The sequence below is a fragment of the Streptomyces sp. NPDC058701 genome (genome assembly GCF_042715295.1).
GTDB lineage: Bacteria > Actinomycetota > Actinomycetes > Streptomycetales > Streptomycetaceae > Streptomyces.
This window is the reverse complement of record NZ_JBHXSY010000009.1, coordinates 148,565-161,743: the sequence shown is the minus strand read 5'-3', so window position 1 is coordinate 161,743 and position 13,179 is coordinate 148,565. Positions and strand designations below refer to the sequence as shown.

Here is a 13,179-nt window from a genome sequence, read left to right as displayed (position 1 = left end):
TCGCGATCGACGCCCCGGCGGCTTTTCCTGTGCGGCCCCGGGTGTCACCATCTCCCCTGGGCCGCAATCCCTCCGTTTCACCGAAGTCCCCGCGCGCGCGATAATCGAACGCGAGGCCGCTGAATACGGGGAAGCTCGGACGTCCTAGTACGCATGAGCGCGGTCCGCCATACACAACGGTGAAGGACAAGCACTCATGACGACGCCCACGATCGAGCTCAAGCCCTCCTCGAACCCGCTGTCCGACGCGGAGCGCGAGGCGATCCTGGCCAGCCCCGGATTCGGCCGCCACTTCACCGACAACATGGTGACGATCAAGTGGACCGAGGGCCGCGGCTGGCACGACGCCGAGCTGGTCCCGTACGCCCCGCTGTCGATCGACCCGGCGAACATGACCCTGCACTACGCGCAGACGATCTTCGAGGGCCTGAAGGCCTACCGCCAGCCCGACGGCACCGTGGCCACCTTCCGCCCCGAGGCCAACGCCGAGCGCTTCCAGGCCTCCGCCCGCCGCATGGCCATGCCGGAGCTGCCCGTCGACCTGTTCATCTCGGCGTGCGACGCCCTGATCACGCAGGACCGCGCCTGGGTCCCGGACTCCGGCGAGGCCTCGCTGTACCTGCGGCCGTTCATGTTCGCGTCCGAGGTCGGCCTGGGCGTCCGCCCGGCCAACGAGTTCCTCTTCATCGTCATCGCCTCGCCCGCCGGCGCCTACTTCCCGGGCGGCGTCAAGCCCGTCTCCGTGTGGCTCTCCGAGGACTACGTGCGCGCCGTCAAGGGCGGCACCGGCGCCGCCAAGACCGGCGGCAACTACGCGGCGTCCCTCGTCGCCCAGGCCCAGGCCGCCTCGCACGGCTGCGACCAGGTGGTCTGGCTCGACGCCGTCGAGCACCGCTGGATCGAGGAGATGGGCGGGATGAACCTGTACTTCGTGTACGGCGACCGCATCGTCACCCCCGAGCCCACCGGCTCGCTCCTTCCGGGCATCACCCGCGACTCCCTCCTCACCATCGCCCGCGACCTCGGCTACACCGCCGAAGAGGGCCGGATCACCACCGAGGACTGGAAGCGCGACAACGAGAACGGCACTCTCACCGAGGTGTTCGCCTGCGGCACCGCCGCCGTCATCACCCCGGTCGGCTCGGTCAAGTCCGAGCGCGCCGACTGGACCCAGGGCGACGGCGAGCCCGGCCGGGTCACCATGCGCCTGCGCAAGGCGCTGCTGGAGCTCCAGACCGGCCACGCCGCCGACCCGCACGGCTGGATGCACCCGCTCGGCTAGACCGCCCGCGTGTGACTGTCGGCGTACGCCGGCCCGCGTACGAGGGCCCGCACCCCCGGAAGCTCCGGTGGCGCGGGCCCTCGTCGTACGGGGCGGGGCTCAGGCCGCCGTCCGCACCGCCGGGTCCCCGGCAGACGCCGGGGCCGGGGAGGCGCCGGGGGTCAGGGCGGCGTACGCGAGGCCGCCGGCCAGGCCGGACAGGACGAAGGAGCAGTCCACTCCGCCGGTCAGGGCCAGCAGCGGGCCCTCGTAGAACGGGGTGGTCACGGCGAGCAGCCCGACCCCGGCGCCGATCGCCCAGGATGCGGTGGCGCGCGGGTTCCAGCCGCCGCGGTACCAGTAGACCCCGCCGACCGAGCGGCGGTTGAAGACCTGGAGGGCTTCGGCGTCGTACTGCCCGCGGCAGCGCGCGTAACCGATCAGGGTGATCACGGCCCAGGGGGTGCCGACCGCGGTCAGCAGCAGGACGAAAGAGGTCATCGCGGCCTGCGCGTTCCATCCGAAGGAGCCGACGAAGACGAAGGCGGTGGCGACCACCGCTGCGGCCAGGGTGGCCGTGGTGCGCGTGGCCCGGGGGACGATCGCGTCGAGGTCGAGGCCCATGGAGTAGAGCATCAGCCCGGCGTTGCCCACCGAACCGCCCGCGGCCGCGGCCAGCAGCGGAACCAGGTACCAGGAGGGCGCGGCGGCCACGAGGGGTCCGGCGTACTCGGCGCCGGCCCGGGCGGCGAGCGCGGTGAAGGTGCCGAACAGCTGGGGGATCAGCAGGCCGGCGAGCAGGCCGAGGGCGGTGGCCCGGAGCACCGAGCGGGAGCCGTGCCGGCGGGGTGAGACGTAACGCGTGTAGTCGCCGAGCAGCGTGATGAACGCGACGGGGCCGCTGAGGCCGGCGGCGACGGTGGCCAGCAGCCAGGTCGGCCAGAACGAGCCGAGCAGGTACGGGGTGTCCGGCGGCGCGGCGGCGGTGAAGTCGCCGGAGTAGGCGAACACGCCGGCCGCGAGCAGCACCAGCATCCCGACGGACAGCACCTTGCTCACGCGCAGGAGCAGCCGGTAGCCGAAGACGGCCCCGACGACGGTGCACACGGCCAGCGCGCCGTACATCGCGGCCCGCGTGAGCCCGGTGTCCGGGAGCCCGGTGAGCCGGGAGAGGACGCCGGCCATCACGTCGCCGCCGATCCACAGGGTCAGGGCGGTGTAGCCGAGCGAGAGCAGCAGGCCGACCACCGAGCCGACGAGGCGGCCGCGGACGCCGAACTGGGGCGCCGCTGGAGGTGGAGAGGTTGGTGCCGGTGCGCAGGGAGACGAGCGCGAGCGGCGCGGTGAAGGCGATGCCGACGAGGGTGCCGGTCACGATGGCGGTGACCGAGGGCCACAGCCCCAGCCCGAAGGACGGGGGCAGCCAGCCGAAGACGATCACGCCGAGGCAGAGGTTGGAGCCGAGCAGGATCGAGATCAGGTCACGGGGACCGCTCGTCCGCTCCTCCTCGGGGATGGTGTCGACTCCGCGCTGTTCGATGGGCATGGGGGACTCCCTTGGCAGGGCAGGGGGTGGTTGCACAGTGTTTGAGCGACACTCAATGTGACGCACGCCCGTAGGTCAGGTCAATGATTCCCTCCCAGGAGATGAAGAGTTAGAGTGATGCTCTAACCCATCGACTCAAGAGGTGGTGGATCGGCGTGCGGCTGACCCCTACGGAGCGCGACCGGCTGCTGCTCCGCAGCGCTGCGGAACTGGCGAGGGCCCGACGGGCCCGTGGCCTGAAGCTCAACGTCCCGGAGGCCACCGCGCTGATCGCGGACACGGTCTGCGAGGCGGCGCGCGACGGGAAGCGGCTGGCGGAGGCCATCGAGGAGGCCCGCTCGGTGCTGGGCCCGGACGACGTCCTTCCCGGCGTCTCCGACGTGGTCACCGAGGTGCACGTGGAAGCCGTCTTCGACGACGGATCGCGCCTCGCGGTCGTATCGGCCCCCATCCGGGGCGCCGTCCCGCTCGGCGACGACGCCCCGGGCGCCGTGGTGCCCGGGCCGGGCGTGCCGCAGCCGGAGCCCGTCCTCCACCTTCGGGTGCGCAACACCGCCCCCGTGCCGGTGAGCGTCACCTCGCACTTCCATTTCTTCGAGGCCAACCCGCGCCTGGACTTCGACCGGGCCGCCGCCTACGGCATGCGGCTGTGCGTGCCCGCCGGCTCGTCCGTGCGGTTCGACCCGCACGGGGAGGGCGAGGTCGGGCTGGTCCCGATCGGCGGCGGGCGCATCGCGATCGGCTTCGCGGGTCTGGTCGACGGCCCGCTGGACGCTCCGGGCGCGAAGCGGGAGGCCCTGCGCCGGGCCGCGGCCTGCGGCTACCTCGGCGCGGACCCGACGGATCCGGATCCGGACGGTACGGCGGAATCGGCCGGTCGCACGGACCCCACGGACCCCACCGACCCCAGGAGCCCTGCCGGCCCCTCCGCCCCCGGCGGACCCGGCAGCGCCCCCGGTCCCCACGGAGCTGCCCCCGGCCCCACGGCCCGCCCGGAAGGAAACCCCGCATGAGCCGCCAGACCCCCCACAGCGACCACTGCGCCCCCGGCAGCCGGCACATCGACCCGCACGAGTACGCCTCCGTCTTCGGCCCGCGGGCCGGGGACCGGGTCCGGCTGGGTGATTCGGGGCTCACCGTCCGGGTGGAGTCCGACGCGCAGCGACCGGGGGACGAGTTCCTGGCGGGTTTCGGGAAGACGGCGCGGGACGGGCTGCACCTGAAGGCGGCGGCCGTCCGTGACACGTGCGATGTGGTGATCAGCAACGTTCTGGTCATCGACGCCGTGCTGGGCATCCGCAAGGTGTCCATCGGCATCCGCGAGGGCCGGATCCACGCGATCGGGCGGGCCGGGAACCCCGACACCCTCGACGGCGTCGACGTCGTCGTCGGCACCGGCACCTCGATCGTCTCCGGCGAGGGCCTGATCGCCACCGCGGGCGCGGTGGACACCCACGTCCACCTGCTCTCCCCGCGGATCATGGAGGCCTCGCTCGCCGCGGGCGTCACTACCGTCATCGGCCAGGAGTTCGGCCCCGTCTGGGGCGTCGGCGTCAACTCCCCGTGGGCGCTGAAGCACGCCTTCAACGCCTTCGACGCCTGGCCGGTGAACATCGGCTTCCTCGCCCGCGGTTCCTCCTCGGACCCGGCTCCGCTGGTGGAGGCGCTCGCCGAGGGCGGTGCGTGCGGGTTCAAGGTCCACGAGGACATGGGCGCCCACACGCGCGCGCTGGATACGGCGTTGCGGGTGGCGGAGGAGCACGACGTACAGGTGGCGCTGCACAGTGACGGGCTGAACGAGTGCCTGTCGGTGGAGGACACCCTGCGGGTGCTGGACGGGCGGACGATCCACGCGTTCCACATCGAGGGCTGTGGCGGCGGGCACGTGCCGAACGTGCTGAAGATGGCCGGCGTGGCGAACGTGATCGGCTCCTCGACCAATCCGACGCTGCCGTTCGGGCGGGACGCGGTCGCCGAGCACTACGGGATGATCGTCTCGGTCCACGACCTGAAGCCGGACCTGCCGGGTGACGCGGCGATGGCCCGTGACCGGATCCGCGCCGGGACGATGGGGGCCGAGGACGTCCTGCACGACCTCGGGGCGATCGGCATCACCTCCTCCGACGCGCAGGGCATGGGGCGGGCGGGGGAGACGATCCGGCGGACCTTCGCGATGGCGGCGAAGATGAAGGGCGAGCTGGGCCCGCTGGCCGGTGACGGGGAGGGCGACGACAACGCCCGGGTGCTGCGCTACATGGCGAAGCTGACCATCAACCCGGCCATCGCCCACGGCCTGGCGCACGAGATCGGCTCGATCGAGGTCGGCAAACTCGCCGACATCGTCCTGTGGCGCCCGCCCTTCTTCGGTGCCAAGCCGCAGCTCGTCCTCAAGTCCGGCTTCCCCGCCTACGGCGTCACCGGCGACCCCAACGCCGCCACCGACACCTGCGAACCCCTGGTGCTCGGCCCGCAGTTCGGCTCGTACGGGGCCACCGCGGCCGACATCTCCGTCGCCTTCGTCTCGGCGGCCGCCGCCGCGCTCGGCGGCGACGAGATGCCGACCCGCCGCCGCCGGGTCACCGTCCGCGGCACCCGCGGGATCGGCCCGGGGGACCTGCTCCTCAACTCGCGGGTGGGCGCGGTCGACGTGGACGCGGCCAGCGGGCTCGTCTCCCTGGACGGCGAACCGCTGCGCTCCGAAGCCGCCGATTCGGTCTCCCTCAACCGCCTGTACTTCCTGTAAACCGGCCCTGCCCCTAAGGACCCCCGCCATGACCGCTGCACAGCCCGTCCCCACCGGCAAGCCCGCCGACGCCGGATTCCGGATGCCCGCCGAGTGGGCCCCCCACGAGCGCACCTGGATGGCCTGGCCCTCCCCGAACCCGACCTTCACCACCGAGGAGGAGCTGGCCGCGGCCCGCGAGGCCTGGGGGGCCGTCGCCCGCGCGGTCGCCGCGTACGAGCCCGTGACCCTCGTGGTCCGCCCGGGCGACACCGCGTCCGCCCGCGCGGTGGTCGGCGACGGGGTCCAGCTGGTCGAGCGCGAGCTCGACGACGCCTGGATGCGGGACATCGGCCCGACCTTCGTCACCAACGAAGGCGGCGAACTGGCCGCCGTCGACTGGACCTTCAACGGCTGGGGCGCCCAGGAGTGGGCCCGCTGGGACCACGACGAGAAGGTCGCCCGGCACGTCTCGGACGTCGTCGGCAGCCGCACCTACAGCACCGCGCTCGTCAACGAGGGCGGCGCCATCCACGTCGACGGCGAGGGCACCGTCCTGCTCACCGACACCGTGCAGCTGGGCGAGGGCCGCAACCCCGGCTGGACCCGGCGCCAGGTCGAGGCCGAGATCCACGCGCACCTCGGCACGACCAAGGCGATCTGGCTGCCGTACGGTCTGGCCGGCGACTACGGCACCTACGGGACCCAGGGCCACGTCGACATCGTCGCCGCCTTCGCCCGCCCCGGCGTGGTGATGGTGCACACCCAGCCCGACCCGGCCCACCCGGACCACGAGCGCTGCAAGGCCATCGCCGCGCTCCTGCGGGCGTCCACCGACGCGCGGGGCCGCCGGCTGGAGGTCGTGGAGGTACCCGCGCCGACCGTGCTGGAGGAGGACGGGGAGTGGGTGGACTACTCCTACATCAACCACTACCTGTGCAACGGCGGCGTGGTCCTGTGCTCCTTCGACGACCCGCGCGACGAGGAGGCCGCCGAGATCTTCCGCGGACTGTTCCCCGAGCGGACCGTGACACTGGTTGACGCACGTACGATTTTCGCCGGGGGTGGCGGTATCCACTGCATCACCCAGCAACAGCCGAAGGTCTGACCGACGAGGAGTGGGTCCATGGTGGCGGGTGGAGTACCGGTACGGGCGGCGCGCAAGAACGCGCCCCCGCGCGAGGACGTACTCGTCGCCGCCATGGCCACGATCGCCGAGCGGGGCCTCGAAGGCCTGACCATGGCGGGCCTCGGCCGCGAGGTCGGCATGAGCAGCGGACACCTCCTCTACTACTTCGGCAGCAAGGACGAGCTTCTGCTGCAGACCCTGGAGTGGAGCGAGGCGGCGCTCGGCACCGAGCGCCGGGGGCTGCTGTCCCGCCGCGGGCCGGTGGCCGAGCGCCTGCGCGCTTACGTCGACCTGTACGTCCCCACCCGGGCCCGCGACCCGCACTGGACGCTCTGGCTGGAGGTCTGGAACCGCTCGCAGAACGCGGGCCCCCAGGAGCGCGACCGCCAGGCGGCCATCGAGGGCGCCTGGCACCGCGACCTGGTGGCGCTGCTCGCCGAGGGCATCTCGCGCGGCGAGTTCCGGCCCGTGGACGCCGACCGCGTGGCGGCCCGCATCCGCGCCCTCCTCGACGGCTTCAGCATCCAGCTGGCGGTCGGACTTCCGACGCTGGACCGCGCCGCGATCCTCACCCACGTGCAGGAGTTCCTGGACGACACCCTGATCCCGCACGCACCGGCATGACCCGACCCGCCGCCCGGACGCCGGACGCCCGGGGGGCCGCGTGTCCGGATACCCGATGCCCGGATGCCCGGATGCTGAGATCCGTGTCCGCGGACCGGCGCCGGTGTGGCACACTGCGGGCGTGCCTGCTCAGCTCATGATTATCGCCAGCAGCGCGCCGGTCCCCAGTGGCCGCTGAACCGCGGAAGAACTTCGCGGGAAGCGGCCACCGTGCCCCAGACCCGCGCGCAGACCTCTCGCTACCCGCGAGGGGTTTTTTCGTTTCCCGGCTCCATCCCTGCCGGGACCGGGCCGCGCGCGATGATGGGGGCAGTGGATCCCGGACATCCGGACCCACTCATCCGACAGGAGTCAGATCAGCATGACGACGACAGAGGTCGCAGAGGTCCTCGACGACAGCTTCCATGTCTTCGACACCACGCTGCGCGACGGCGCCCAGCGCGAAGGCATCAACCTCACGGTCGCCGACAAGCTGACGATCGCCCGGCACCTGGACGACTTCGGAGTGGGCTTCATCGAGGGCGGCTGGCCCGGCGCCAACCCCCGCGACACCGAGTTCTTCGCCCGCGCCCGGGCTGAGATCGACTTCAAGAACGCCCGGCTCGTCGCCTTCGGAGCCACCCGCCGGGCCGGCGGCTCGGCGGCCGACGACCCGCAGGTGCGGGCCCTGCTGGCCTCCGGCGCCCCGGTGATCACGCTCGTCGCCAAGTCCCACGACCGCCACGTCGAGCTGGCCCTGCGCACCACCCTCGAAGAGAACCTGGAGATGGTCCGCGACACCGTCTCCCACCTGGTCGCCGAGGGCCGCCGCGTCTTCGTCGACTGCGAGCACTTCTTCGACGGCTACCGCGCCAACCCCGAGTACGCGAAGTCCGTCGTGCGCACCGCCCACGAGGCCGGCGCCGACGTCGTCATCCTCTGCGACACCAACGGCGGCATGCTGCCCGCCCAGGTGACGGCCACCGTCGCCACCGTCCTCGCGGACACCGGCGCCCGCCTGGGCATCCACGCCCAGGACGACACCGGCTGCGCCGTCGCCAACACCCTCGCCGCCGTCGACGCGGGCGCCACCCACGTGCAGTGCACGGCGAACGGCTACGGCGAGCGCGTCGGCAACGCCAACCTCTTCCCCGTCGTCGCCGCCCTGGAGATCAAGTACGGGCGCCGGGTGCTCCCCGACGGCGCCCTCGCCGAGATGACCCGCATCTCGCACGCCATCGCCGAGGTCGTGAACCTCACCCCCTCCACGCACCAGCCGTACGTCGGCGTCTCCGCCTTCGCGCACAAGGCGGGCCTGCACGCCTCGGCCATCAAGGTCGACCCGGACCTCTACCAGCACATCGACCCCGCGCGGGTCGGCAACACCATGCGGATGCTGGTCTCCGACATGGCCGGCCGGGCCTCCATCGAGCTCAAGGGCAAGGAGCTCGGCGTCGACCTCGGCGGGGACCGCGCGCTGATCTCCCGGGTCGTCGAGCGGGTCAAGGAGCGGGAGCTGCGCGGCTACACGTACGAGGCCGCCGACGCCTCCTTCGAGCTGCTGCTCCGCGCCGAGGTCGAGGGCCGCGCCCGGCGGTACTTCCGTACGGAGTCCTGGCGCGCGATCGTCGAGGACCGCCCGGACGGCATCCACGCCAACGAGGCCACGGTCAAGCTGCGCGCCAAGGGCGAGCGGATCGTCGCCACGGCGGAGGGCAACGGCCCGGTCAACGCCCTGGACCGGGCCCTGCGGGTGGCGCTGGAACGGTTCTACCCCCAGCTGGCCAAGTTCGAGCTGGTGGACTACAAGGTCCGCATTTTGGAGGGCACGCACGGCACGGAGTCCACGACCCGCGTCCTGATCGCGACGACGGACGGCGTCCGCGAATGGTCGACCGTCGGCGTCGCCGAGAACGTGATCGCGGCGTCCTGGCAGGCCCTGGAGGACGCCTACACCTACGGCCTCCTGCACGCGGGTGTGGAACCGGCCGAGTAGCCGCCCGGGCGGCGGCAGCGGAGCCTTATGTCCTGCTCACACGGGAAAGTACCGGTTCGGGTAGCGTCGTGAGTATGAGGACCAGGCTGATATCCGCACGATCCGGACCGTTGCTGGCCGGTCTGCTGCTGGCCCTGTCGGCGCCCGCCCTGGTGGTGGCCGCCCCGCAGGCGTCGGCCGCCACCGGGACCGCCGCCGTCGCGGAGGCCCTCAAGAAGGGCCCGGTCTACGTCGATCCGCGGGTCGGGGCGCAGTTGCCCCCGGCCGCGGCGGACGCGCTCGCGGAGAAGATCGAGGACGCCGGGAAGCCGGTGTTCGTCGCCGTGCTGCCGGCCGCCGCAGAGTTCCCGCAGGACAAGGTCCTCGCGGCGGTCCGCGCCGAGACCGGCATCACCGGGCTGTACGCGATCCGCCTCGGCGACGGCTTCCGGGCCGCCGCCGACCGGACCGTCATGCCGGGCTACGCCGTCCAGAACCTCTCCGAGGCGGTGAAGACCGGCGGCCCGGTCGACGCGACGACCCAGCTGAACACCTTCGTGGACCAGGCCCTCGGCCAGGCCAAGGGTTCCGCCCCCGCCTCCTGGGGCACGACCGGAGCCGGCGAGGGCGCCCCGGTCGGCGGGCTGATCGCGCTCGGCGCGGTGGCGTTGGTCGGCGGTGGCGGTGCGTACGCGCTGGTCAGGCGGAACCGGAAGAAGAAGGAAGAGGCCCGGCACGAGGCGGTCGCCCGTCTGGGCGTTGTCGTGGACGAGGACATCACGGCCTTCGGCGAGGAGCTGGAGCGGCTCGACTTCCACCCCGGCGAGCCCGGCGCGGACGACGCCATGCGCAAGGACTACGAGCACGGGCTCGACTCCTACGAGAAGGCCAAGCAGATCATGGCCTCCGTCCAGCGGCCGGAAGAGGTCAAGGGGGTCACCCAGGCGCTGGAGGACGGCCGTTACGCCCTGGCCAGCCTCGACGCGCGCCGTCAGGGCAGGCCGGTGCCCGAGCGCCGCGCGCCCTGCTTCTTCGACCCCCGGCACGGGCCGAGCACCGAGGAGGCGGCGTGGGCACCGCCCGCCGGGGCCGCCCGTACCGTCCCGGTCTGCGCGGCGGACGCCGTACGACTGCGCGACGGGCTCGATCCGGCGGTCCGCACCGTGGACACCGAGCTGGGGCCGAGGCCCTACTACGACGCTGGCCCGGCGTACGGTCCCTGGGCCGGAGGCTACTTCGGCGGCGGGATGCTGCCGGGTCTGCTGATGGGCACGATGCTCGGGTCGATGATGGCCGGTCCCGCCTACGCCTCGGACTTCGGCGGAGCGGGGAGCGGTTTCGAGGGCGGGGACGTGTCCGGGGCCGACTTCAACCCGTCCGACTTCGGCGGCGGGGACTTCGGCGGCGGCGGCGGTTTCGACGGCGGGGGCGGCTGGTAACCGCCCCCGGGGGCCGGTCCGGCGGGTCAGGCCTGCTTGATGGCGGAGATGTCGAAGGTCAGCTTCACCTTGTCGCTGACCATCACGCCGCCGGCCTCCAGGGCCGCGTTCCACGTCAGGCCCCAGTCGGAGCGCAGGATCTCGGCCGAGCCCTCGAAGCCGACGCGCTCGTTGCCGTAGACGTCCGTGGCGGATCCGGCGAACTCCAGGTCGATGGCGAGCGGGCGGGTGACGTCCTTGATCGTCAGCTCACCGGTGATGCGGTACGCGTCGCCGCCGAGCCGGGCCGCCGAGGTGGAGCGGAACGTCATCAGGGGGAAGCGCTCGGCGTCGAAGAAGTCGCCGCTCAGGAGGTGGCCGTCGCGGTCGGCGATGCCGGTGCCGACGGAGGCGATGGTGACGTCGATGGAGGCGGTGGAGCGCGACGGGTCCGAGCCGTCGAGGTGCAGGATGCCCTCGTGCTCGCCGAAGCTGCCGCGGACGTTGGTCACCATGGCGTGGCGCACGGTGAAGCCGATGCTGCTGTGGGAGGCGTCGATGACGTAGTCACCGGTGAGCGCGGCGAGGGCCGGGTCCACGTCGAGCGTGGCGACGGCGGTGGCGGTGGCGGTGTCCTGGCTGCGGCGGGTGAAGAGGCCCATGGCTTGCTCCTTTGTGGTGTCCTGCACGTCCTGCGTATCTGTTGAATCTTCAACGACTTCAACGAGGATGACGCTAGACCCATTCCGTTCAAATTTCAACTTCCTGGATGGGCGGCATCCCTCTTTGTCGGGGATCGACAAAGGAGCCGTCCCCCGTATGGCGGAGTCCGCGCATCGCCGAGCCCTTCTGTGCGGGCCGGACAGCGGAAGACACCCGAGACTGTGCGGAATCAACGGAGGTTTTTCACCCCTCGCTTCGTAAGGTCGGTACATGACCGTTGTGGACCAGACCCCGAGCGAGCCCACGGACGCCCGCGGGCGCGTGGCCGAGCTGCACTCGCTGCGCGAGCAGGCGCGGCGCGGCCCCAGTGACCGGGCGACCGAGACCCAGCACGCCAAGGGCAAGCTGACCGCCCGTGAGCGGATCGCCCTGCTCCTCGACGAGGGTTCCTTCCGGGAGGTCGAGCAGCTGCGCCGCCACCGGGCGACCGGCTTCGGCCTGGAGAACAAGAAGCCGTACACCGACGGTGTCATCACCGGATGGGGCACGGTCGAGGGCCGCACGGTCTTCGTCTACGCGCACGACTTCCGGATCTTCGGCGGCGCGCTGGGCGAGGCCCACGCCACGAAGATCCACAAGATCATGGACATGGCCATCGCGGCCGGCGCCCCGCTGGTCTCCCTCAACGACGGCGCCGGCGCCCGCATCCAGGAGGGCGTCTCCGCCCTCGCCGGCTACGGCGGCATCTTCCAGCGCAACACCCGCGCCTCGGGCGTCATCCCGCAGATCTCGGTCATGCTGGGCCCCTGCGCGGGCGGCGCCGCCTACTCCCCGGCCCTGACCGACTTCGTCTTCATGGTCCGGGACACCTCGCAGATGTTCATCACCGGACCCGACGTGGTCCGCGCGGTGACGGGCGAGGAGATCACCCAGAACGGCCTCGGCGGCGCGGACGTCCACGCCGAGACCTCCGGCGTCGCGCACTTCGCGTACGACGACGAGGAGACCTGCATCTCCGAGGTCCGCTACCTGATCTCGATGCTGCCCTCCAACAACCGCGAGAACCCCCCGGTCCACGAGACGTCCGACCCCCCGGGCCGGCGCTCGGAGGTCCTGCTGGACCTGGTGCCCGCGGACGGCAACCGCCCGTACGACATGCTCAAGGTCATCGAGGAACTCGTCGACGAGGGCGACGTCCTGGAGATCCACGAGCGCTGGGCGCGCAACATCATCTGCGCCCTGGCCCGGCTCGACGGCCAGGTCGTCGGCATCGTGGCCAACCAGCCCGGCCACCTCGCGGGCGTGCTCGACATCCACGCCTCGGAGAAGGCGGCCCGCTTCGTCCAGCTCTGCGACGCGTTCAACATCCCGATCATCACCCTTCTGGACGTACCCGGCTTCCTGCCGGGCGTCGACCAGGAGCACGGCGGCATCATCCGCCACGGCGCCAAGCTGCTGTACGCGTACTGCAACGCCACCGTCCCGCGGATCTCGCTGATCCTGCGCAAGGCCTACGGCGGCGCGTACATCGTCATGGACTCCCAGTCCATCGGCGCCGACATCACCTACGCCTGGCCCACCAACGAGATCGCCGTCATGGGCGCCGAGGGCGCGGCCAACGTCATCTTCCGCAAGCAGATCGCGGACGCCGAGGACCCGGAGGCCATGCGCACCCGCATGGTCAAGGAGTACAAGGCCGAGCTGATGCACCCGTACTACGCGGCCGAGCGCGGCCTCGTCGACGACGTGATCGACCCCGCCGAGACCCGCGGGACCCTCATCAGCGCCCTCGCGATGCTCCGCAACAAGCACGCCGACCTGCCGTCCCGCAAGCACGGCAACCCGCCGCAGTAAGAGGAGAC

The 13,179-nt window shown here is 72.1% G+C and carries 9 protein-coding genes and 1 pseudogene; 8 read left to right on the top strand and 2 right to left on the bottom strand.

All coding sequences use genetic code 11. From position 1 onward, the window contains the following. Nucleotides 1-196 precede the first annotated feature (196 nt). Nucleotides 197-1,282, top strand: a complete 1,086-nt coding sequence (locus ACFWW8_RS12810) for a branched-chain amino acid aminotransferase (protein WP_386527342.1) — start codon at nt 197-199, stop codon at nt 1,280-1,282. A 99-nt stretch (nt 1,283-1,381) separates the two neighbouring features. Here ACFWW8_RS12810 and ACFWW8_RS12805 read toward each other — a convergent pair. Then, nucleotides 1,382-2,807, bottom strand: a pseudogene (locus ACFWW8_RS12805) (cytosine permease). A gap of 155 nt (nt 2,808-2,962) precedes the next feature. Between ACFWW8_RS12805 and ureA the strand changes: the two are divergent. The 6 genes from ureA (at nt 2,963) to ACFWW8_RS12775 (ending at nt 10,675) form a co-directional block, all read left to right on the top strand. Further along, a complete protein-coding gene (gene ureA, locus ACFWW8_RS12800) occupies nt 2,963-3,820 on the top strand; it encodes an urease subunit gamma (protein WP_386527339.1) in 858 nt (285 codons plus the stop codon). After that, entirely contained in the window at nt 3,817-5,550 is a 1,734-nt protein-coding gene (locus ACFWW8_RS12795) for an urease subunit alpha (protein WP_386527335.1), read from the top strand. The genes ureA and ACFWW8_RS12795 overlap by 4 nt, the downstream gene beginning before the upstream one ends. A gap of 28 nt (nt 5,551-5,578) precedes the next feature. Next, complete coding sequence (locus ACFWW8_RS12790) at nt 5,579-6,637, top strand: agmatine/peptidylarginine deiminase (RefSeq protein WP_386527332.1); 1,059 nt, start codon at nt 5,579-5,581, stop codon at nt 6,635-6,637. A gap of 18 nt (nt 6,638-6,655) precedes the next feature. After that, nucleotides 6,656-7,282, top strand: a complete 627-nt coding sequence (locus ACFWW8_RS12785; RefSeq protein WP_386527329.1) for a TetR/AcrR family transcriptional regulator — start codon at nt 6,656-6,658, stop codon at nt 7,280-7,282. 361 nt (nt 7,283-7,643) lie between these two features. After that, nucleotides 7,644-9,257 (top strand): citramalate synthase, encoded by a 1,614-nt coding sequence (cimA, locus tag ACFWW8_RS12780; protein ID WP_386527327.1) that lies wholly within the window; start codon nt 7,644-7,646, stop codon nt 9,255-9,257. Between the two features lie 74 nt (nt 9,258-9,331). Then, nucleotides 9,332-10,675: a hypothetical protein gene (locus ACFWW8_RS12775; RefSeq protein ID WP_386527325.1), complete on the top strand. Its 1,344-nt coding sequence runs from the start codon at nt 9,332-9,334 to the stop codon at nt 10,673-10,675. Between the two features lie 26 nt (nt 10,676-10,701). Here ACFWW8_RS12775 and ACFWW8_RS12770 read toward each other — a convergent pair whose 3' ends face one another. After that, the gene (locus ACFWW8_RS12770; protein ID WP_386527322.1) at nt 10,702-11,316 is read right to left on the bottom strand and encodes a YceI family protein; all 615 of its coding nucleotides are present in this window, start codon (nt 11,314-11,316) and stop codon (nt 10,702-10,704) included. A gap of 271 nt (nt 11,317-11,587) precedes the next feature. Here ACFWW8_RS12770 and ACFWW8_RS12765 point away from each other — a divergent pair, with 271 nt between their 5' ends. Beyond that, nucleotides 11,588-13,171, top strand: a complete 1,584-nt coding sequence (locus ACFWW8_RS12765; protein WP_383921094.1) for an acyl-CoA carboxylase subunit beta — start codon at nt 11,588-11,590, stop codon at nt 13,169-13,171. Nucleotides 13,172-13,179 lie beyond the last annotated feature (8 nt).

Coding starts and splice junctions, on each gene's coding strand:
- ACFWW8_RS12795 (WP_386527335.1), top strand. CDS start 3,817: ATGAGCCGCCAGACCCCCCACAGCGACCACTGCGCCCCCGGCAGCCGG.
- cimA (WP_386527327.1), top strand. CDS start 7,644: ATGACGACGACAGAGGTCGCAGAGGTCCTCGACGACAGCTTCCATGTC.
- ACFWW8_RS12790 (WP_386527332.1), top strand. CDS start 5,579: ATGACCGCTGCACAGCCCGTCCCCACCGGCAAGCCCGCCGACGCCGGA.
- ACFWW8_RS12775 (WP_386527325.1), top strand. CDS start 9,332: ATGAGGACCAGGCTGATATCCGCACGATCCGGACCGTTGCTGGCCGGT.
- ACFWW8_RS12765 (WP_383921094.1), top strand. CDS start 11,588: ATGACCGTTGTGGACCAGACCCCGAGCGAGCCCACGGACGCCCGCGGG.
- ACFWW8_RS12810 (WP_386527342.1), top strand. CDS start 197: ATGACGACGCCCACGATCGAGCTCAAGCCCTCCTCGAACCCGCTGTCC.
- ACFWW8_RS12770 (WP_386527322.1), bottom strand. CDS start 11,316: ATGGGCCTCTTCACCCGCCGCAGCCAGGACACCGCCACCGCCACCGCC.
- ACFWW8_RS12785 (WP_386527329.1), top strand. CDS start 6,656: ATGGTGGCGGGTGGAGTACCGGTACGGGCGGCGCGCAAGAACGCGCCC.